We start from the raw sequence: 21,579 nt of genomic DNA on the forward strand, positions 1-21,579 counted from the left end.
TCGGGTGCTCCTTTGAAGGCAGGTCGGTGTATTCCCTCACGCGAATTGCACGCTCGGGCGTCGTAATGCTGTATGTGGCAATAGGACTGGTCGCGGCGCATGCCACGGCGGCTGTCGGGTCCGGCGGCGACCGGGATCCGGTGCTGGTGATCGGGGGGATCGCCGCGGATCAGGGGGCGCTGGAAAGTTTTCGGGCATGGCTCGGTTCGCAGGGCTACTACGCCTTTTCGATGGTGCTGCTCGGGAATCCCAGTGGGACAGAGGCGATCTCGGAGTCGGCGCAGGCGGTGGCCGACAAGGTTGCCGACATCCGGCAGCAGACCGGCGCTCGGCGGGTGGATCTCGTCGGACACTCGATGGGTGGTCTTGCGCAACGTGATTACGTGAAGTTCCTCGGCGGACTCGATTCGGTCGGAAGCTATATCGATTACGGCACCCCAGAACAAGGCGATGATCTCTCGTCGGTGTGCGCTGGGGTGTCACCAGGGTGTCGGGATATGATGCCGGGCTCTCCGTTTCTGACCCGGCTCAACGCGGATCCGGCGGTGCCGCCGGGCCTGATCGCCTATCACCTCTTCTCCGAAAGCGCAGGGGCAGAGAAAAATCCGCTGCCCGGTGCAATCAATGCCAGCATCCAGTCGTTCTGCCCCGGCCGCATGGTCTCCCACGCCGATGAGCCTGTCGACGGCGCACTGCGACAGCTGATCGACTCCGCCCTGCGCGGTGCGCCACTCGCCACCAACTGCTCGTAGGCGCCGAGTTCCGCGCTTGGTCAGGGTCTGACGAAAACGGCCATCCGACTGACCCTTCCGGCCTTCGGTATCGGCCGCGCCGATTTCCCGGCGTTCAATTCCAGCAGGTCGCAGTCGCGGCCACCGGTTGATTCCGCTGGAAGGAAACGACAATGACCGAATATGTGACGCTCGAACACGGACAGCTCGCTTGTGATGTGGTCGGCGACGGACCGCTCGTGGTGCTGTCGCATGGCATGGGCACCGTCCGGCAGGACTTCCGCCATCTTGTCGGCCCCCTGACAACCGCGGGCTACCGGGTGGTCAACGTGGACATGCGCGGGCACGGCGAATCCAGCCTCGACTGGCCGTCGGTGACCGGAAAAGCCGCCATCAGCCGCACCGATGTAGCGGAGGACCTGCTCGGCGTCATCCGGCACTTCGGTGGCCCGGCGGTGATCGTCGGGCACTCGCTGTCGGGCGGCTCGGCGACGATCGCCGCGGCGCAGGCCCCGGAGCTGGTGACCGCGATCGTCGAGATCGGCCCGTTCACCCTCACCCAAACCCTGAATGTCGCTGCATTGTTCACGAACCGCCGCTACCGCCGTGGAGGGGTGCGGCTGGCGCTCACCACGATGATGAAATCGTTTGCCTGGTGGCGGCGGTATCTGGATGTGGCCTATCCGACCAAGCCCGCCGACTACGACCGATACCTCGCCGGCCTCGAGAACATCCTGCGGCAGCCCGAGCGCTGGGCGGAATTCATGAAAACCGGACAGACCACGCCTGCGGACGCGCACGCCCGGCTGGCGGACGTCCGCTGCCCCACGCTGGTGATCATGGGTTCGGCGGAGCCGGACTTCGTAGATCCCGAGGCCGAGGCGAATGCGATCGTGGCCGCCATTCCGGACGGTTTCGGCCGGGTCGCGATGGTCGACAACGGTGGACACTATCCACACGCCCAGTTCCCGGATCGTGTTGCCGCAGTGATCATCCCTTTCCTCGATCAGCACGTGGTGCGCGGCACGGGCGCGGAGGGCAAGCGCGTCGGGTGATGTGGCTGCCTGGGCGAGCCTCCCGATCGCCATTGTGCGCGGCGATATCGCGGCGATGTGGGAGCCCGATTGCCGTCACGGTCACACACTGATCGTGGCGGCCATCTGTCCCGACTGCGATGATTGCGCAATGCCCGCACCGCGCACCATCGTTTTCGTCGCCTACCAGGGCATGCAGTTGGTCGAATTGGCCGGGCCGATGGATGTTTTCGGGTTCGTCAACGCGGTCGCCGAGAAGACGATGTACCAGCTCGTGACGGCCTCGCCGCAGGGCCGGTCGATCAAGGCCGACGGCGGTCTGACCATCGCGGTCGAACACTCGCTGCATGACCTGGCCGCCTCCGCCGACGAGATCGACACCCTGATGGTCGTCGGCGGCTGGATCTCCGGGCCGGTGTCCGCGGAAGTGGTCCGCGAATTACCCGCCCTGGCCCGCAAATCCCGCCGAGTGACCTCGGTGTGCTCGGGCGCGCTGCTGCTCGCCGCCGCCGGCCTGCTCGACGGCTACCGAGCCACCACCCACTGGGGTACGACCGATCGACTGGCCCGCACCTACCCTCGCGTCACCGTCGAGCCCGACCGCATCTACGTCCAGGATCGCAACCGCTGGACCTCCGCGGGTGTCGCGGCCGGGATCGACCTCGCCCTGGCCCTGGTCGAGGACGATCACGGCCGCGAAATGGCCCAGCAGATCGCCCGTGCCTTCGTCGTCTTCACCCGCCGCTCCGGCGGCCAAGCCCAATTCAGCGCCCAACTACGCACCCAGCCCGCTCGTACCCCGGCCATCCGCGCCGTCCAACGGTGGCTCCCCGACCACCTCGACGATGACCTGGCAGTCTCCGCTCTGGCTCAGCGCGCCGACATGAGCGAACGACATTTCGCCCGCGCTTTCCGCGCCGAAACCGGAACCACCCCGGCCGCATTCGTAGAAGACCTCCGCATCGAAAAGGCCCGCCGCCTCCTGGAATCCACCGAACTCACCATCACCGCCATCGCCCGCGCGGTCGGCTACCGCCACGGCGAAACCCTCCACAGAGTCTTCATCCGCCGACTCTCCACCACCCCCGAGCGCTACCGCCAGCACTTCGCCACCGGCGCGAGCCTGCACTGAGCACAGTGTTCGTCCGGCGGCGGAATCGACCCCCGTCGGAAGCAGCGAACCCCTTGCGGCGGGCCGGGCCGTCACCTCGGGTGCCGACCGCGCGGCTGGAGTTGGTCATCGCACCGAATGGCCGTGATGTCGGGCATCTGTTCCCCTACTATCTCGCGCGCGGCTTTCGCAACGATGGCCGTATCCTGATCAGCAGGCAGCTCTGATTCGACTGCGGTCAGCGGTGATTCGAGGTCGGTGGCAGTCGTCTCGTCGCGAGAACCAGGTCCGGGATCCCGGTCGCCGGCTGGCCCGCGACCTGTGGGTTCGTGCTGAAAGTTGGGATCGGTAGGAGGCGCGCGCGGCGTCTACTTACTCCATGACATCTTCTCAATCTCCCGCGAACCAACCGAAGCCCGCTGGCTTGGACAAAAAGACCAGCGCGATCCTGTCCTACGCGCTGGGCTGGCTCACCGGAATCATCTTCCTATTCGTGGGAAAGAACGATCCCGATGTGAAATTCCATGCCTCGCAATCGATCGTCTTCTTCGGGGCGGTCTCGGTGGTCAATATTGTTCTGAGCATCGTCGGCTCGCTCCTCGGGGTCCTGGGGATCATCTTCAGCCTCGCCGGACTCGCAGTCGCAGTCTTCACCGTCGTCGTCTGGATCATGGCCATGGTCCAGGCGAACAACACCGGCGGTGTCCGGGCGGAGCTTCCCCTTGCCGGAAGATTCGTTGCCCCCTATGCCGATCAGTTGGCCAACTCGGTCAAGTAACGGCATATTCGAAGTCCCCAGCGGGATTTCGTATTCGATGATGCTGTCAGCACCCCCGCGCGGCAGCCAGATGCGACAGTCCGAAGATCAACGGCCCGAGGTTATCTCGGGCCGTTGGCGCGCTATCGGGGTCAAATCTCGCCATTGGCTCATAAAGCCTGGCCGATGCCGCACTACTGGCCTCTCCCCACTGGCGCCGAACAGCGATAGCCCCGACACCCGCGACCACTTCTACGCCGAGGCCGGATGGTGGCCCGGTGATCACCGGACCAGGTTCGGGTGCCGCGGGTGGCTATGTGGCGCGGTCAGTGGTCAGCTGCGAGACGGTCCAGCCACTCTCGAAGCAGGTTTTGCTCGGCGGTGGTGAGTGTCGTTTCGTCGGGGAGGGTGGCGCGCAGGGCGCGGGCCGCGCCGGCCGGGCCGGTGTCCTGGACGGCCGGGTGTTCGTTGGTGACGGCGGTGACCATGGCCTCTCGGAGGGCGGTGAGCAGGGCCGGGTCGCGGTCGGTTTCCGGCAGGGACAGCCAGGTCAGGACCGCGCCCCGGCCTGTGGCGTGAATGATCCCAGCCGCGAGTTTCTCGTCGACACGTAACCAGCCGCCTGCGGCGAGGCGACGGACCCGTCCGCGCAGGATCTTCAGTCCGGCCTGGAATGCGGCCGACTTGGTGCCGGCGGGTTCGCTGTACATGAGGGTGTAGAGCGCGGGGTTGGACAGGCCGAACTCGACCGCGAGGTCCCACCCGGACCGGAGGTCTTCGATGAGGTCGGCCGGGTCTGGGTCGACGTGTTTGCCGGCGACGAATTTCGCGAAACCGTACTCCGCCACCGCTTCCAGCAGGCCGTCCTTGTCGCCGAACAGCCGGTAGATCGCCGGTGGTTGCAACCCCGCTGCGTCGGCGACCGCGCGAGTGGTCACCGCGTCCCGACCCGCACGCTCGAGCAGGTCGGCGGCGGCTTCGATGACGCGCTGCCGGTGCTGTTCGCGAGCCGACGCCGTGCCGTCGGGTTCGACGGTGGTCGTGCCGTTCCTGCGTGGCGCGGGCAATGTCATGAATCAACGATAGCGCTTGACTGTTTCCAATGAAAGTATCACTGTTATCGCATTGACGTTTCCAATGGAACCGAGAAGGAGAACAGCATGATCATCGTGACCGGAGCCACCGGGCTGCTGGGCCGTCGGATTGTCGAGAGCCTGCTGATGCGTGTGCCCGCCGACCGAGTGGGGGTGAGCGTTCGCGACCCGCGAAAGGCGCGGGAGCTGGCCGACCGCGGAGTGCGGGTGCGACAGGGCAGCTTCACCGACCCGGACAGCCTGTCCCACGCTTTCGAAGGTGCAAGCCAGGTGCTCATCGTGTCGGTTGACAAGCTCGGTGCGGAGGCCATCCGACAGCACCGGGCGGCCATCGACGGTGCCGTCGCGGCGGGTGCACGCCGCATCCTTTACACCAGCCATATGGGCGCCGGCCCGACCTCGCAGTTCGAGCCTTGCCGCGACCACGCCGCCGACGAGGAGATGCTGCGGGCCTGCGGCGTGCCGTTCACCTCGCTCCGCAACGGGTTCTATGCCACCAGTGCACTGCGGTTGTTCGGACAGGCCGCCGAGACCGGGCAGCTCGTGTTGCCCGCCGATGGGGCGGTGAGCTGGACCGCGCACGCCGACCTCGCCGACGCGGCCGCGGCGATCCTTGTCGAGGAAGGCCGATTCGACGGTCCCACACCGCCATTGACCGCTGCGCAGGCCATCGACTTCGACGAGGTTGCCGCCCTCGCGGCCGAGCTCACGGGCCGAACCATCAAGCGCGTCACCGTATCCGACGAGGCATTCCGGCAACAGATGGCGGGCTACGGCGTCCCGGCCGAGCAGGCGGACCTGATGGTGGATATCTTCGCCGCCAGCCGAGCCGGTGAATTCGCCACGGTCGACCCGACATTGGCGAAGTTGATCGGCCGCGAGCCGATCAACTTCGATACGGTTCTGCGCGAGGCGTTGTCGGCGAGCTGATTGCTCTGCGCTAGGGCCTGCGTGTTTCGAGCGGAGCCGCTGCCCGCCCCACCGTCAGCACTGAACTCCGGGACGAATATCCGCTAATGCCGTTGCGACACACGGTCACACGATGCGAGTGAATTCGCGGACAGGAGGGCCGGATTTGGTCTCGGCTGTGTGAGTTTCGGGCTCGTGCTCGATGCCCCGCCCCGCTCTGATGTGCGTTGCTGGTAACGGCAGGGCGCGAAGCTCAGGGAACCTCCGCGGGAAGCCGCGACCGAACGTGGCTGGCTCCTCCGCCAGCCGGTCGCGACGATCTCGGTCAGGCGCATCATTCGGCGAGGTGTGCGGCCAAGCCGTGTGCGATGCGGCCGGTGACGAATCGCGGGATCGGGTCTGCCAGTCGCAGCAGGGGTGCAAGGGCAGGTCCGGTTTCGCTGGCGAAGGTCCAACCTCGCGCCGCCGAACCGCGGCCGAGTCCAGTTCGACAGATCCAGGCCCCACCCCCGTCATGGCAGGCCGCGCCTTTCGCTTCGAAGACCGGCAGGGGTGGATGCACCGCCGATGCTCGGCAGCGATCTACACAAGATGTCAGGGGCTGATCGACACCCGAGAGGGGAAGGACAGATGGGGTGCGCTCAGTTCGCACCATGGTTCGTTGACAGCCCGGCCGTGCTCGCCGAATTGCGCGAGGTAGGCGCGGCCCGAGTGATGGGGGGTCGGGCGGGCCCGGGTTGGCTTGGCCCCGGTCGTTGTTCTACAGCAGCATTCGCGCGGACCCGAAGCCACAGCCGTCGGGCACGGTCACGCCCGAGGACTACCGCGTGGACTCGGCCGTCTCAGAGCATGGTGAAACCGGTATGCGCTCTCTGTCGGGATACATTTGCGCGGTCCGCATTCCTCTGCGAAAGGTTTACCGCCATGTCGATCGCCGCTGACAAGGTCGTCTCCATCGAATACACCTTGACCGCCGACGACGGCGAGGTGCTGGATACGTCCGTCGGTGACGCGCCGCTGGTCTACCTGCACGGGGCGGACAATATTGTGCCGGGGCTGGAACAGGCGCTTGTGGGCAAGGACACCGGCGACGAGGTGGTTGTCGTGGTCGAGCCTGAGGACGGGTATGGCGAGTACCTGGCCGAGCTGGTGAACACGGTGGATCGGGACATGTTCGAAGGAGCCGACGAACTCGAGGCCGGGATGGAGTTCCACACCGAGTCGCCGGACGGCGAATCGCAGATCGTCACCGTCCGCCGGGTGGACGGCGACGAGGTGACCATCGACGCCAACCATCCGCTGGCCGGGCAGCGGTTGCACTTCACCGTCAAGATCGTCGACGTCCGTAATGCGACCGACGAAGAGCTCGCGCACGGTCACCCGCACGGTCCGGACGACCACGAGCACTGACGTCCGTCGTGCCGCCGATCACATTACGCCGCATCGGTGAAAGTTGGTATGCCCGAGAGGAATCGGGCCTCCAGCGGGTCTTTGAGATGGTAGCGGCACGAATTCGGTTGGAAAGCCGAATTGTTCGGTATGCGATCAGCCGGTGATGTCGCGGCCGATGAGGTGGCCCGCGATGACCCATTGGAGGACTTCGTTGGCGCCTTCGAAGATTTCGAGGATTCGGCGTCGCGGTAGATTTCTTGGAGGCGGTAGGTTTCGCCGGTGGCGCTGACCTGGCGGGCGAAGCCGCCGAGGATTTGCAGGGCGTCGCGGGCGAGGTCCTTGGCCAGGCGTGGGTGGCGAAGGACTTGGCCATGGAGGCTTCGGGTTCCCCGGAGCGGTCGCTGCGATCCAACCGTACGGCCACATTCTGATACATGGCGCGGGCGGCCTCGAGTTCGGTGGCGTGTTTGGCGAGTTTGTACTGCCAGTACTGCATTTCGCCGCTTGCGGCCGAACAGCACCCGTGAGCGCAGCCACTGCCGGGCCAGGTCCAGGGCCGCCTGTGCGACACTCCGGCGGCGGCGATGCCGACTCGGCCTGCCACGAGCGAGGCCAGCGCAGTGGCCAGGCCGCGGCCGGGCTGACCGAGACTCGGAGTGAAACTCACCTACAACCACCACGACCACACGGTCACGGCCGAGACGAACCCACGGCCACGGGTTGGCGTACTGTCTGTGTCCGGTGGGAGACACGCGCGCTAACCACCGGGTTTGAGTCGGGGTGACAGCGAGACTGAAGTAGTCGTGTGCCACACGAGATGCGCTATCGCGCTATGAAATCCACGGCAGTCTCGACATCGCCAGGCTGCATTCCGGTGTCAGTCAAGACCTTGAAGTCGCACCTGCTTCGCAGGTTGTACCAGTGTCCTTTGTCGATCTGAACACTCGAGTGAAGGAGGTAGTCGGGAGGGATGTTCGAATGATTGTCCGAATACCCTGAAATGCCATCTATGGTAGTGCGGCAACTCATCGAACCATAGACTACCCGCTGAGTGGCTGGCTCGAGCTCCAGAGACCAAGCCAACGTGCTCCTGGAGTAATTCACCTGCCCGGTAAATCGAGCGACGTTGTTTTCGTATTCCCGATAGGGCGAACTCGCTGTATATTCAAGATCCGCCGGATTAGGCGCCGCTTGCGTCGACCCCGGAAAGGCTAGTAGCATTGCGGCAGTCGAGATCAACGCCCAAAGTAGCTTATTCATTTATTCCCCCCAAATTGAAATTTTCGTCTAGACTTCGACCCAGGTTAGGAGTACCGCACGTCGATCGTGTGAATCCTGCTGAGCGAACTTATAGTCGACGTCGACGACATCACCAATATTGATTGCGTCGAAATCCCTTCCCCGCAGAGAATTCACGGCAAACCAGATTTGCTCTCCGTCGACAGACCGAACGATCCCAGTCGCACGCTTAGGATTCCATCGCCAGATCGTGCCGCGCGCACTGTGTACCCCCTCGGTCTGCATACAGCAGACACTACAGCACTGATGTATCCCACACAATCCTCACGGGCTGCGGTGTCCGCATCAAATGTCAACAGCTCCAGAGCAGTCGAACTCCTACGCCCTGCTAATTAACCACCGTGTTCGAATTAGATGCAGGCCATCCGAGCATCTCACCGGGCGCCCTATTCGTTCCGGAGCGACGGTGCTGGTAGTGCCGCGAAACCTTCGACCTCGGTGCCTACGACTCCGCAGCGGCGATGACCTTGACTGCGCTGCAAGCAGACCACCGTATGACCCCGAATTCATTACCGCACCGGCTCGGTTGTCACCTATCATGACGCGCCACTATGGGCTCGCCGTTCGTGATTGCGGTGGGCACGTTCAATTTCGATTCTGATCAGCGGGCTAGCGCAAATACGCTGTACGGCTATGAATGCCTTAGAATACTCTCTGGGCCAAACGGTCGCGATCTGGTCCAGATAACCGATCGCCAAGCGGATGGATACTTTGGCGTCGCTCCCAACTGGCGAAATCAGCAGGTATCAGGAATGCCGTATTCTGTCCTCAGTGCGGAGGTTACACTGTGGCGGCATTTCGCACCAACTTTCCCTTTGCCCGATAGTTTAGGACTGCCCTGGGCGGAAGCAACGCTTGAGGGAATTGAACTGACTGCAAAGCCGGCAGTCATTACTGCTGCAGAATTACTAGGGCTTCCTGATGCCTGGCCCCCTGGAGAGCGCTGGTCGGATTAGTGTCCAGCAAAAGCAGTCGTTTATCTTTGTCGTATCCTATTTTAGCTGCGGGCTATCGGCGAGTTGCGGTAGGCGCGCCAACAATGGCAGCGATCTCGCTGGCGCGAGTGAAACATAATTCCTAAGTTTTGCCCGCAGCTGTGGTCGCCGTCACCAACACTCGCCTGACGCTGACTTCGGAGATTCGTGAATCGGCTGAACTGCTGGCAGGCGATCGAGGATCGCTCGCGCTGCGCCGCCGAAATGTGGATCCTCGGCAAGCGCGTAGCGAAAAACCGAACCTCGACTGACCGGCATCCCGGACCGTACTTATCGGCGGCGACCAGCCCGGCTCCGCTACGGGGATCCGTCGCATGGTCCGCGGCCGGCTTGGTGATTCAGGAGGCTGTGATGATTGGTTCGGGGTCGTGTTCTGCTCGTTCGTCGTAGGCGTATCGGGCGCTGAGTACCTCGTTGATGTTCACCTCCGACCACACCCGGATCGAGGTCAGCAGCCCGAGAACGCTGCGACCCAGCTCGGTGACGGAGTATTCGACCCGCGGCGGCACTGTCGGATAGAGCGCGCGGGTGACCAAGCCGTCGCGCTCCAGGTTGCGCAATGTCTGGGTGAGCATCTTCTGGGTGATTCCATCCAGGCGCCGCCGCAGCTGACCGAAACGCACAGGCCCGTCGGCCAGCGCACCCATCACCAGCATCGTCCACTTGTTGGCCAAGACGTCGAGAATGGTGCGCGAGGGACACTTCGCCAGATACGCGTCAGCTCCACCATAAAACCGCAGATCAGAGGTAGTACCCATAAGGTGTCTATATACCATCGGAGTGCGTACTGTTCAACAGGTTACTTAGCGCCCAAGATTGTCCCCGGGCCGGGAAATCCGGCTCCGGAAGCAAGACCCGTTGATACAGAAGAGGTTTGGCAATGCGCGCGATCGTGCAACACTCGTTCGGAGGTCCAGAGGTACTTCAGGTCGCCGAGGTTCCCCGGCCGGTGCCGGGTGCGACCGAGGTGTTGGTGCGGGTGCACGCGGTGAGCATCAACCCGGTAGAGCCGGTAATCCGTTCCGGCGCCTTCCCGTTGATCGGGCAGCCACCGTTCACCCTGGGCTGGGACCTCTCCGGCGTCGTGGAAGAAGTCGATCCCGGCGTCAACCGGTTCCGGGTGGGGGACGAGGTGTACGGAATGCCGTATTTCCCCAAGGCGGCAGGTGGATACGCAGAGTACGTGGTGGCCCCGTCACGGCAGCTGGTGCGCAAACCGAGTGGTCTGACCCATGCTGAGGCTGCCGCGCTCCCGCTGGCCGGGCTCACCGCATGGCAGATGCTGGTCGATATCGCGGAACTACAGGCGGGACAGCGGGTTCTGATCCATGGGGCCGGTGGGGGTGTGGGACACCTGGCCGTTCAGATCGCCAAGGCCCGCGGCGCGTACGTGATCGGAACCGCCAGCGCAGGCAAACACGAGTTCTTGCGCGGATTGGGCGCCGACAAGCTGATCGATTATCGCACCACCGATTTCGTCGATGTGGTGCGCGATGTCGACGTCGTACTCGAGACCATCGGTGGTGGCACAGCCGAACGCTCGCTGTCGACTCTACGCAAGGGCGGCATCCTTGTGACCGCGGTAGAGAAGGCCAGCACTGCCCTACCGAAACTGGCTGCGGCAGCTGGTGTTCGATTCGCCGGGATCTCCGTCGAACCCGACGTCGTCGGGCTCGAGGCGCTCACTCAGCTGGTCGAGTCCGGCAAGCTGCATCCCTACGTGCAGCAGACGCTGCCTCTCGAAAACGCCGCCAAGGCACACGAACTGGTCGAGCAAGGCAACGTGCAAGGCAAAATCGTCCTGACGGCGTGACCACGTCCCCTTAAGAGCAACGCATAATGCGCGCCGCCACGCTCCTGCAAACCACCGACCTCCCGGTCGCAGCCGTCGCCGCATCCCGTTGGTCTCAGCGACCCGGCCAACTTCCGAAAGCAATTCCGTTCAGCAACCGGCGTTAATCCCAACCGCTACCGCGACACCTTGCCCCGGCCGCCATCAACAACGTCCTGACCCGCAACAACTAGGTGCCGACCTGCCGCGGTGGCAACCAGAACGTTGCCCCACAGCAACAACATTCATACACTGCTCCCGACACCGGTCAGGACCCGGGTAGGCGATATCGGTGCACCTGCGGCGACGAAATCGACTGCGGGTCAATAAGGATTCAGCTAGTGAACGGATGTACGACCGTGAACAGCAAGGCAATCGCCGCCATTCTCGCCGTATTCCCAGCCGGGCTCCGAAAGCTACGACTTCGCGCTTCCTTTCCACTCGCCGCGGTTGTCCTATTGTTCACCTCTGTCGCCTCCGCGCAGTCTCCGGCGGCACCCGCTGGAGACTGGCCCATGTGGCAGTTCGACCCGACCGGTTCGCGATACAACCCGAACGAAACCGCTCTTACGCCCCTCAACGTCGGTTCGTTGAAACTCAAGTGGGCGTTCGCCTTTCCCGGCGCTGAAGCCGCATCCAGTCAGCCCGCAGTGGTCGGCGGAGTCCTCTACGTCGGCGGGCGAGACGGGAAGCTGTACGCCCTCGACGCCAAGACCGGCACCACCAAGTGGTCGTTCGACGCCCACACCACCCTCGGGAATCTTCCCACGTACGGGTTGCGCGACGGGATCGCGGTCGTGGACGGCACCGTCTACTTCGGTGACAACTCCGCTAACCTGTGGGCGCTCGACGCCGCGACGGGCGCCAAACGCTGGAGCACCAAACTCGACCAGCACCGATGGGCGATCACTACCAGCTCGCCGATGGTGTACAACGGCACGGTCTACGTGGGCACCGCCAGTCAGGAGGAGGGCCAGGCGGTCAACGTCGCCTACCAGTGCTGCTCGTTTCGAGGCAGCATGGTAGCGCTCGATGCCACGACCGGCGGTATCAAGTGGCAGCACTACACGATTCCGCAGCCGCAGCCGACCGGGGGCACGCCGGCATTAGCGCCCAGCGGTGGGGCGGTCTGGTCCTCACCCACCATCGACCCGGCGAGCAACACGCTGTACTACACCTCCGGAAACCCCTACACCGGCACGCCCGACGGGGCGGAAGCGATCACCGCGCTAGACCTGGGGAGCGGGGCGGTCCGTTGGAACCATCAGATGACCCCGAACGACACGTGGAACGTCCGCTGCCTGACGCCACCGGCAGGAGGGAACTGCCCGAATCCCGGTCACGACTACGACTTCGGCACTCAGCCGAACATCTTCACCATCAACGGTCGGAGAGTCGTCGGCGCGGGTCAGAAGAGCGGCATCTACCACCTGCTCGATGCCACGGACGGCGCGATCATCTGGCAATCCCAGCTGTCGTCTCCAGCCACGCCCCTGCCGGTGCAGGGCGCCGAGTCGCTGCAAGGTATCCAGTGGGGTGCAGCCTACGACGGCAAACGCCTGTACGTCGCCACTTACCAGGCCGGTCCGGGCACTCTGTTCGCCCTGAACCCGGCCGACGGCACACACATCTGGAGCACCCCGAACCCGCCCACCTTGTGCCCGCCCGGCATCAAGTTGGTCGATCAGCAGTGTCGGGCCATGCCGAATGCGGTATCCGTGACGCCCGGTCTGGTCTATGAGGGCAGTGTGGACGGCCATCTGCGGGTCTTCTCGGCCGACACCGGCGCGATCCTCGAGGACCTGAACACGTTGGGTGCCTACACGACCGTGAACCTGGTGCCGGGCACCGGCGGCTCGCTCAACGGCAACGGCGCAGTCATTTCGAACGGCATGCTATACACCAACTCCGGCTACTTGCACCCGATCACCCAGGGCGCGCCGGGCAACGTCCTGCTGGCCTACGGTCTGCCCTGATGTCGCACCGGTCGGCTCGAGGCGGAGCCGGGCCCACACCGAGCGCGGCTGCTGCAAGTACTCTCGCGGACCGCGTCACCAATGCCGTGGATGCGACCGAGGGCTGAGGGTCGTGGAAAGGCCAGAAGTACCAAGCCATCAAAGACGTCAAACCACGCGGAGAACGACGACTAGACGGGTTGCACGGCCGCGGTCAATTTCAACGGCTCGTTACCAAATACCGCGATCTCGGGCGTCGGTGTCCTTTCGGGACGATCACTTCGAGTTCCGTTCGGGTTCCCGCGGGCGAACGGGCTGCACGAGGCCACCTTCTGATCGGTGTGGCGAGCGGCGTTGCATCGCAAGGGGAGGGCCTCGACGATATCCGCAGAGCTGAAAGGAAATTCGTCGTATTACGGTCGACGGTCCGCCGGGTCGACATACTGGTCGCTCTGGGTTCTCTCAGCTGAACCCATATTGAATTCCCACAGTCCACCACCTGCGGTTGTGCGTTCATTCGGCTCGAAAAAAAGTCACCCGCCCTCCTGCATAACCGCAGGTAGAGTGGGTGACCTCGCGTACTGTCTGTGTCCGGAGGGGGAACTGACCCATATCCCCAACCTTGTTTATGCGGCTGACCTGCAGCTTATTTGAATGTCCTGGGTCGTGTGGTCCAGGACAGCGCAACTGACTCGCATCCCAACCCGGACGAGATCGTTCAGTTGAGAAGTGTGGTCCACGAATGTGGAGCTTGGTCATCGCCTTGGTTCGCCTGGCTCCACGGGGGGAACCGAAGGGGTTCGCTCGCCGGACCTCGGCGGGTGGTCCTACCGTTGCGACGATGGCCGTGCCGGCGCCGACGGCAGCGAGCCAGCGCGTCACCGATGCCGCTCGCGGTGCCGGTGACGACCACGACCGACCCGCGGGCGTCGAAGGGAATCACAACCGAGCTCCCAGGTCGTAGTCCGACAGCCGGGCGCGTCGTGTACGGCGCCAGAACGACACCGTGGTATCCGGCCACAGCACCGTGTTGCGGCCCGAGCGTGGATCCTGATACCAGCTGCGGCAGCCGCCGGTCTGCCAGACGGTCCCGACCATGCGCCCGTCGAGCCATTCGTTGAACGACTCCTGCACCTCTGGGCGCACCGCCACCGACCGCACCCCGCGGCGATGGATCTTGCGCAGCAGGTCGATGATGTAGCGGGCCTGCGACTCGATCATGAAGACCTGCGAGTTGTGTCCCAGCCCGGTGTTGGGGCCGACCATCAGAAAAAGATTCGGAAATCCGGCCACTGCGGTGCCCAGGTAAGCCTGGTTCCCGCCGTCCCATGCCTCGGCGAGAGTGCGGCCGCCCGCACCCAAGATCTCGATGCGGATCGTATTCTGGGCGTCGAAACCGGTTCCGTAGATCACTACGTCGGCCTCGACTTCGCGTCCATCGTCGCCGATAACCGTGTGGGGACGAATCTCCTGAATGCCACCCCGGCGCACGGTGACATGTTTTTTCGACAGCGCGGGGTACCAGTCGCTGGAGATCAGCAGGCGTTTACAACCGATGGTGTAGTCCGGTGTGAGCGCCGCCCGCAGCTCCTCGTCGGGTACCTGCCTCGCGAGGTGTCTACCCGCGAGTGCGGCCGTTTGCGCCATGGCGGCTGGATCGCTGACGAAGCCTGCGGCACGATTCTCGTGGATCCAGAAGAGCCGATTGCGCACGTACCAGCGGTAGGGCCGAAACCAGCGCGCGGCTCGCTGATGGTTGCCGCTCAGCGGTCGATCGGCCTTGGGGACGATCCAGGGCGGTGTCCGCTGAAACACCGTCAGCGCTGCGACGTCATCGACGATCGCGGGAACGAACTGGATCGCGCTGGCTCCGGTGCCGATCACCGCTACCCGTTTGCCGGTCAGATCGACATCGTGGCGCCAGGTCGCGGAATGGAACAATGGTCCTTCGAACGTTTGCGCTCCCCGCACTTGGGGATAGGACGGATGGTGCAGAGGGCCCACGGCCGAGACGAGGAACCTGCAACGGTAGTGCTGGCCCTCGGCGGTGGTGACCTCCCAGCGTGCCTCGTCCTCGACCCATCGGGCTCTTTTCACTGTCTGCCCGAATCGAGTGCGCTCGATGAGCCCACGCCGGCGAGCGACGTCACGCAGGTAGTCGAGTATTTCCGGCTGGCTCGCGAAGAGCCTGGACCAGTCCGGTTTCTGATCGAAAGAGAACGAGTACAGCGGTGAGGGGATGTCGCACGCGCATCCGGGATAGGTGTTGTCGCGCCAGGTACCGCCGATATCGTTGCCGGATTCGAGAATTCGGAAGGACCGAAGACCCGCGTCATCGAGTAAGGCGGCGATCCCGAGACCGCTGAAACCCGAGCCGATGATAATGGTGTCGGTATCCTCCACGGACTGCTGTGAACGCGTAGGTGCCGGATCAGCCAGCGATGTCATGGGTTTCCTTCACGGGGTCCGTCGTCATGTCGCCGGTGAGCTGACGTTTGAGTACTTTTCCCGACGGATTGCGAGGAAGTTCGCCGATAAACTGGAACTCCACCGGAATCTTGTAGTCGGCCAACAGCTTTGCCGCATGTGCGCGTAGCTCAGCAGGGTTCGGTACTGAACCCGGTCGCGCCACAATGACCGCGCGCACCCGCTCGTCGAAGACGGGATCCGGCACCCCGACCACCGCGACCTCGTCGACGTCGGGATGAGATAGGAGAGCGGTCTCCACTTCCAGGCTGTAGATGTTCTCGCCACCGCGGATGATCATGTCCTTGAGCCGGTCGAAAACCCTGACGTATCCGTCGGCGTCAACGGTCCCGACATCGCCGGTGTGCAGCCAACCATCCACGACAGTGGCGGCGGTAGCGGTGGGGTTGTTCCAATATCCTTTGGTGACCAGCGGGCCGCGTACGCACAACTCGCCGACAGCATCGGGGATGTGCCGGGGTGGAGCGCCATCGACCGAAACGGCGACCTCGATTCCCCTGACCGGGGTTCCGACGGTATCGGGGTGAGCGAGATAGTCCTCGCCTTGGGTGTAGGTGACGATCGAGGTGGCCTCGGTCAGGCCCCACACATTGGCCAGCATGAGCCCGGGTAGCCGTCGACCGACCTCGGCGGGGAAAGATGTCGGCACCGGGGAGCCGCCCATGACGAACAGCCGCAACGCGGACAGATCCGAGGCCGTCTCCTCGGCTTGCAGCAGTATCAGCCGCAGCATCGCCGCGACGCCCGCGAAGACCGTGATCTTTTCGCGGACAATGAGTTCCACCGTTGCCGCGGCTTTGAATGCCGGTGTGAATACGCAGCAACCACCTGCGGTGTAGAAGCCGATCAACTGGGACACGGTCCCGGTGGCATGGAACATGGGTGCCACGATCAGCGTCCGTTCCCGCGGGCCCGCCCCCAATTGCTCGCGCACCGTAACCGCATTGAACAGCAGATTGGCGTGGGTGTGCATCGCGCCCTTGGGCCGCCCGGTGGTTCCGGAGGTGTAGAGCAAATGCGCGACGTCGTCGGGTTGAACGTCGCGGCCTGGCAGGTCTTCCGGGTCGGGGATGTCGGCCCCTGGCTGTGGCAGCGCGGTCAGCTCGTCGGACCGCACGATTCGATCGGCGAACGACGGGGGCAGCCGTTCCTCGAGTTTGTCGTCGGTCACGATCAGGGCGGCGCCGCTGTCGGTGAGTATGTGTTCGAGCTCTGGCTGCGACAGCCGAGTATTGACCAGTACGACAACGGCTCCGGCGAGCTGTGCGCCGAAGTAGGTGAGCGCATAACGCCATCCGTTGGGCAGCAGGATCGCGACGCGGTCACCGCGCCCGATGCCGGCGGCGATCAGCCGCATCGCCGCTATCGCGGCGGCCTGCAGCGCTTGGGCATGGGTCAGGCGGATGTCACCGTCTACCAGGGCTTCGCGATCGGCGTGGATCCGTGCGACGTCCAGCAGTGTCGCAGGGAGTGTGGCGGTGCTCATTCCCACCGCCCCGAAACCGCAAGCGCGATGTCGTGAACTGGTTCGTCCCCGTCTCGCAGAATCTCCGTCTCGACCCGCAGTCCGGTGATCGGGCACAGGTATTCACGGAAACGGATGGCGAAACCCGCGCGTTGTTCGGCCGTGGCGTACTCGGGTCCGAGTTCGTGCACCGGGCGGTCCAGGACCGCGCAATGCTGCTTGTAATTCCCGTCGACCGGGCCGAGGAGCGCCCGCCCGGTCGCCGTCGCGAAATGGCTTCGGCCGTCGTGTTCGACCACGGCGAGCTCGCCGCCGAGCACGTGCAGCGCGCTGTCCTCGGACACGGTGCGCACGGCCTGCGGCGCTGTCGCGGCCGCCAGCCGTTGGCCGAACAGTTCGGCGCGGCGGGCCAGAGTGGCGGGCAGGTCGGCGGCGCCGGATTCGGTCACCACGACGCCGTACACCCGATCGGCGGCCGCCAGCGGCAGCACGCCCACGGCGATATCGGCGGCTACCTGCTCGGGTTCGCGCGCGAGCGGATCGCCGAAGCCTGCGGCGTTGGCACCGGTCCATTCCCAGACGCCGTCGGCGCCGACCATCAGCGCGGGCCCCTTGGCCTCGATGCGCTCCGAGGTCCCGGCCACCGCGGCGAAGTCCTGCGGAATCCGCCCGGCATCGAGACTGGCACGGACATCGGACCCGTGCTTGAGGCGGAAGTGTCCCACCGATGCCGGGTTGGCGCCGAATGGGCCCACCACCTTCGGGAACGACTCGTCGACATAGACGGCCGCGCCGAGGCCGGGGACACCCCACGGGATGGAGCATTCCAGGAAACCGCGTCCGCCTCGATAACGACCGGCTCCGTCGGCGCCACCCGGCAAGCCGCGTCGATACAGGTAGAGCATCGGCCACAGCAGTTCGAGCTCCTCGACATTGCTGGCAGTGCCCTCCGGGATCCAGAAGTGGCCGCCGAAGTCGACACCATCCCCGGACGGGGTAGCGGCGAGCGAACCAATCATGTTGTTGGCGTTGGTGCCGATGAACGGGTTGCCGTCGGCGGTGGCGCCGCCGGTGATGAGGGCGTAGAACGCGGGATGGGCAGGACCGATCGCCAGCTCGGCGATCTCCGCGGGCGCGCAGGCCAGCATTTTGGCGATGACGGTACCCGCGAGACTGATCAGCGTCTCCATGGTGTACATGCCGGCCGGGCTGACCGCTGCAGGGAAATCGGCGCACGACAACGTGCCCGGTACCGGTTCGAAGTGCACTCGCCGATACACACCGCCGTAGGCGCCGGCCAGATCGGCGGTCAGGGAGGCCGTCAGTGCGGCGAGGAATGATCCGGCGAATCCGGAATATGTCACATTGATCGAGCCGGTTTGCGAGTCGGTGCCGCGGTTGTCGACATAGAGGTGCTCGCCGACCTTGCGAATAGTGGTCTGGTAGACGTAGGTCGCGTTGTCACCGGTCGCGGCGGCCTCAGCGTACATCCGGTGTGACCAGGTCCCGTCGGGGATCTTCGCCAGCCGTTCGGCGATGGTCTTCTCCCCGGCGTCCAAGACGCGGTTCATCACCGCCTTGACGGCGTCGGCGCCGTAGCGCTCGAGCAGGCGGGTGATCTTGTCGACGGCGACGGTGCTGGCCGAGATCGCCGCCCGCAGGTCCATGTGCACGTTGGTCGGCACGCGGGACTGACGCAGGAACATCTGCTCGAGGTCGGGGCGTACTTGCCCGCGCTCGACCAGCTTGAACGGTGGAAAGGCCGGTGGGTCGAGAAACAGGTCGGTGGCGTCGACACAGAAGCTGCCCATCACCGAGCCACCGACATCGCTGTGATGCAGGACATTGGAGACCCAGCAGAACAGTTCGTCGCCGACAAAGACCGGGGCCGCGACCACGGCGTCGGGCTGGTGCGGCGAACCCACGAATGGGTCGTTGGACAGGTACATGTCCCCGGGGGCGATGCCGGGATCGGCCGCGCGATTCTCCAGTATCCACTTGGTGGTCAGCGATTGCGCGATGGAGAAGTACTGCAGATACGGCCCGAGGAAGACGACGTCGCCGTGCTGGGTCAGGATCGAGGGCTGGAAGTCGCGGGTGATCATCGTGACCGGCGAGACACACAGGCGCTGCAGGTTCTGCCCGTGCTCGAGGTTGATATTCATCAGCGAGTAGCGGATGACCTCGAACGTCACCGGGTCGACATCGTCTACAGCAGTGGTGTGCAGCCGCACCGAGTCGGATATCCGAAGCTCCAACGGGGGGATGTAGCCGCGGGCGATTCCGTCCCAAACAACGGTGGTGGGGGTGGTAGAGGCGGTCATTCCGATTCCTTCGAGGTCTCGAGCTTCAAGCGGAGTTCGTGTCGCAAGCCGACGGACAGGGTCGCCCCTGCCGGAACGGCGATCGTGGTGTGGGGAAGTTCGACCAGTGCCGGGCCGGTCACCGGTTGCACCGGCACACCGCCATAAACATCGGTGGTGGTCCAGCCGAGTTCTGGCCAATAGACGTCGGATTGCGCGACGGTCACCGGTGCCCCTGAGTTTTGCTGCGGAGTCGGTATCGCGGAAGCGACCGCGGCTCGAGCTCGGAACGCGAATACTTCGATGGCTTGAAACATCGCGGTCCCGCCCGAGCCGTACCTGCGGATGTACTCGGCGTTGAACCCATCGACCAGAGCCGTGCCGGTCTGGTTGTCGGCGGGGAGCGCGATCGGGATCTCCAGACTGTGCATCAGTTGCTCACGGAATCGCATGAGCGCATCGATCTCGATTGTCACGGTGGCGCCCGAGAATCCGGCCGCAGCCAATTCGGTCCGTGCCGCTGCTTCGATTTCGGCAATGCCAGCGGCCAGCGCGGCGGCGTGCGCGCCCTCGAACGGCGCTGACAGGCTGCGCTCGAGTTCCTTGAAAAGAACCACGTCACCGGAGGCGATGCCGTAAGCGGACAGGGTGGATGCGCCGTTGCCGAGCGGAATGATCACCTCGCGTACCCCGGACTCGGCCGCGTATCCGAACGCGTGCACCGGGCCCGCACCGCCGTAGGAGTAGAGCACGTAGTCACGGGGGTCGTGGCCGCGCTCGAGGGTCTGCTGGCGGATAGCGGTGGCGGCGCGCATGTTGTTCACGGCGAGAATGCCGGAGGCGGTAGCTTCCACCGACAAGCCCAGTCGCGTGGCCAGTCGGCTTATGGCCGCGACGGCCGCCTCTCGGTCCAGCGGCATCCGGCCGTCGAGGAATGCCTCCGGCCGCAGGAAGCCGAGTACGACATCGGCATCGGTGACGGTGGGCTCGGTACCTCCGCGCCCGTAGCAGGCGGGCCCGGGCTCCGAGCCTGCGCTTTGCGGCCCGACCCGGAGACCGCCGGTTGCCTCATCGAGGCTGGCTACAGTGCCCCCACCACAGGCGATCGTTTTCACCGCAAGATGGGGCAGCCGGTAGGTGTACTGGTCGATGACGTTGTCCTCGGCCATCACCGGTTTACCGTCGATTACCAGCCCGATGTCGAACGACGTCCCTCCCATATCGGTAGCGACGACACGATCGTGGCCATAGGCCTGCGCCAGCGTCGCGACTCCAGTCAGACCGCCGGCCGGGCCCGAGTCGATCGTGCCCAGCGACGTGGTGGTGGCGGCCGTCGCCGGGAGCACTCCTCCGTTGGATTGCATGACCAGCAGCGGCTCGGTCAGGCCGGACTGCTCGAGCCGATGCGCCAACCGTCCCAGATACCGTGAACACGCGGGACCGACGTAGCCGTTCATGACTGTGGCGACGGTTCGCTCGTATTCGCCCAACCGCGGCGTGACCGCGGCCGAGCTGGAAACGAACACACCAGGCGCGGCCGCAGTCAACGCCTCGACGAGGGCGAGTTCGTGTTTGGCGTTGGCGAACGACCACAACAAACAGATCGCAATCGAGTCGAGCTGGTGCTCGGCGATCAACCGTGTGATGTCGTGGACAGCGGTCTCGGTGTCCAGTTCGACGACGACGGCGCCTCGGGCATCGATGCGTTCGTGTACCTCGGTGACGGCGCCCGAGACGATCAGCGGTTCCGGAAGGCGCGTGCCGTGGACGGCGAAGACGTTCTCGATCGGCTGGCCGGCCACCCGCCCGGACCCGCGCATCATCGTCAGCGCATCGCCGTGACCGGCCGTCGCCACCAGCCCGACACGTGCGCCGGCACGTTCGAGCACGGCGTTAGTGCCAATCGTCGTGCCGTGGCCGAACCGCGAGGTGCGCGCCAGCAATGTCTGCAGGTCGAGCCCTAGTTCCTCAGCCAGCCGCTCGATGCCCGCCATGACTCCTGCCACCGGATCGTCCTTCGTGGACAAGGCTTTCGCGGTGCGATGGTTGCCGTAGTGGTCGACCAGCACACAGTCGGTGAATGTGCCGCCGATGTCTACGCCGATGTAGTACATGTTCACTCCTGGATCTATCGAATCGCCGCCCGCATAGCGCCGAACGGCTGTTAGTGCCTCATCTGGAAACGTTGATCCGTGATAGGAAGAACGGGGCTGGAC

15 protein-coding genes and 1 pseudogene are annotated in these 21,579 nt (G+C 64.7%); 9 read left to right on the forward strand and 7 right to left on the reverse strand.

What is annotated here, in order from left to right; translation table 11 throughout:
• Window positions 1-65 precede the first annotated feature (65 nt).
• The 4 genes from ACQP1T_RS19485 to ACQP1T_RS19500 all read left to right on the forward strand — a co-directional run bounded on the left by ACQP1T_RS19485 (window position 66) and on the right by ACQP1T_RS19500 (window position 3,654).
• Complete coding sequence (locus ACQP1T_RS19485) at window positions 66-752, forward strand: esterase/lipase family protein (RefSeq protein WP_433762260.1); 687 nt, start codon at window positions 66-68, stop codon at window positions 750-752.
• A gap of 152 nt (window positions 753-904) precedes the next feature.
• Window positions 905-1,786, forward strand: a complete 882-nt coding sequence (locus tag ACQP1T_RS19490; RefSeq protein WP_433754484.1) for an alpha/beta fold hydrolase — start codon at window positions 905-907, stop codon at window positions 1,784-1,786.
• A 130-nt stretch (window positions 1,787-1,916) separates the two neighbouring features.
• Window positions 1,917-2,897 carry a GlxA family transcriptional regulator gene (locus tag ACQP1T_RS19495; RefSeq protein WP_433754485.1) on the forward strand — a complete coding sequence of 327 codons (981 nt, stop codon included), beginning with the start codon at window positions 1,917-1,919 and terminating at the stop codon, window positions 2,895-2,897.
• A gap of 358 nt (window positions 2,898-3,255) precedes the next feature.
• Complete coding sequence (locus ACQP1T_RS19500; protein WP_433754486.1) at window positions 3,256-3,654, forward strand: DUF4870 domain-containing protein; 399 nt, start codon at window positions 3,256-3,258, stop codon at window positions 3,652-3,654.
• Between the two features lie 305 nt (window positions 3,655-3,959).
• Here ACQP1T_RS19500 and ACQP1T_RS19505 read toward each other — a convergent pair whose 3' ends face one another.
• Window positions 3,960-4,706 carry a TetR/AcrR family transcriptional regulator gene (locus ACQP1T_RS19505; RefSeq protein WP_433754487.1) on the reverse strand — a complete coding sequence of 249 codons (747 nt, stop codon included), beginning with the start codon at window positions 4,704-4,706 and terminating at the stop codon, window positions 3,960-3,962.
• Window positions 4,707-4,793: 87 nt separating this feature from the next.
• Here ACQP1T_RS19505 and ACQP1T_RS19510 point away from each other — a divergent pair, with 87 nt between their 5' ends.
• From ACQP1T_RS19510 to ACQP1T_RS19520, 3 genes are all read left to right on the forward strand, one after another.
• Window positions 4,794-5,657, forward strand: a complete 864-nt coding sequence (locus tag ACQP1T_RS19510; RefSeq protein WP_433754488.1) for an SDR family oxidoreductase — start codon at window positions 4,794-4,796, stop codon at window positions 5,655-5,657.
• 903 nt (window positions 5,658-6,560) lie between these two features.
• A complete protein-coding gene (locus ACQP1T_RS19515) occupies window positions 6,561-7,046 on the forward strand; it encodes an FKBP-type peptidyl-prolyl cis-trans isomerase (protein ID WP_433754489.1) in 486 nt (161 codons plus the stop codon).
• Window positions 7,047-7,285: 239 nt separating this feature from the next.
• On the forward strand, window positions 7,286-7,459 hold the full coding sequence (locus ACQP1T_RS19520) for a hypothetical protein (protein WP_433762572.1): 174 nt from the start codon (window positions 7,286-7,288) through the stop codon (window positions 7,457-7,459).
• Here the strand turns inward: ACQP1T_RS19520 and ACQP1T_RS19525 are convergent.
• Window positions 7,435-7,524, reverse strand: a pseudogene (locus ACQP1T_RS19525) (hypothetical protein); the annotation flags it as partial. The gene ACQP1T_RS19520 and the pseudogene ACQP1T_RS19525 overlap by 25 nt on opposite strands.
• 2,136 nt (window positions 7,525-9,660) lie before the next feature.
• On the reverse strand, window positions 9,661-10,080 hold the full coding sequence (locus tag ACQP1T_RS19530; RefSeq protein WP_433754490.1) for a winged helix-turn-helix transcriptional regulator: 420 nt from the start codon (window positions 10,078-10,080) through the stop codon (window positions 9,661-9,663).
• 122 nt (window positions 10,081-10,202) lie between these two features.
• On the opposite strand from ACQP1T_RS19530, the gene ACQP1T_RS19535 reads away from it, so the two are divergent.
• Both ACQP1T_RS19535 and ACQP1T_RS19540 read left to right on the forward strand, forming a co-directional pair.
• A complete protein-coding gene (locus tag ACQP1T_RS19535) occupies window positions 10,203-11,135 on the forward strand; it encodes an NADP-dependent oxidoreductase (RefSeq protein WP_433754491.1) in 933 nt (310 codons plus the stop codon).
• A 533-nt stretch (window positions 11,136-11,668) separates the two neighbouring features.
• On the forward strand, window positions 11,669-13,129 hold the full coding sequence (locus ACQP1T_RS19540; protein ID WP_433754492.1) for a PQQ-binding-like beta-propeller repeat protein: 1,461 nt from the start codon (window positions 11,669-11,671) through the stop codon (window positions 13,127-13,129).
• 918 nt (window positions 13,130-14,047) lie between these two features.
• Here ACQP1T_RS19540 and ACQP1T_RS19545 read toward each other — a convergent pair.
• The 4 genes from ACQP1T_RS19545 to ACQP1T_RS19560 are packed head-to-tail and all read right to left on the reverse strand — an operon-like array spanning window position 14,048 to window position 21,477.
• Complete coding sequence (locus ACQP1T_RS19545; protein WP_433754493.1) at window positions 14,048-15,556, reverse strand: flavin-containing monooxygenase; 1,509 nt, start codon at window positions 15,554-15,556, stop codon at window positions 14,048-14,050.
• Window positions 15,540-17,081, reverse strand: coding sequence for a class I adenylate-forming enzyme family protein (locus ACQP1T_RS19550; RefSeq protein WP_433754494.1), 1,542 nt, complete (start codon window positions 17,079-17,081; stop codon window positions 15,540-15,542). Before ACQP1T_RS19550 ends, ACQP1T_RS19545 begins: the two co-directional genes overlap by 17 nt.
• The gene (locus ACQP1T_RS19555; RefSeq protein WP_433754495.1) at window positions 17,078-19,384 is read right to left on the reverse strand and encodes a hydantoinase B/oxoprolinase family protein; all 2,307 of its coding nucleotides are present in this window, start codon (window positions 19,382-19,384) and stop codon (window positions 17,078-17,080) included. Before ACQP1T_RS19555 ends, ACQP1T_RS19550 begins: the two co-directional genes overlap by 4 nt.
• On the reverse strand, window positions 19,381-21,477 hold the full coding sequence (locus tag ACQP1T_RS19560) for a hydantoinase/oxoprolinase family protein (RefSeq protein WP_433754496.1): 2,097 nt from the start codon (window positions 21,475-21,477) through the stop codon (window positions 19,381-19,383). The genes ACQP1T_RS19555 and ACQP1T_RS19560 overlap by 4 nt, the downstream gene beginning before the upstream one ends.
• Window positions 21,478-21,579: the final 102 nt, after the last annotated feature.

It is taken from the genome of Nocardia sp. CA-135398 (assembly GCF_050955845.1).
Taxonomy (GTDB): Bacteria; Actinomycetota; Actinomycetes; order Mycobacteriales; family Mycobacteriaceae; genus Nocardia.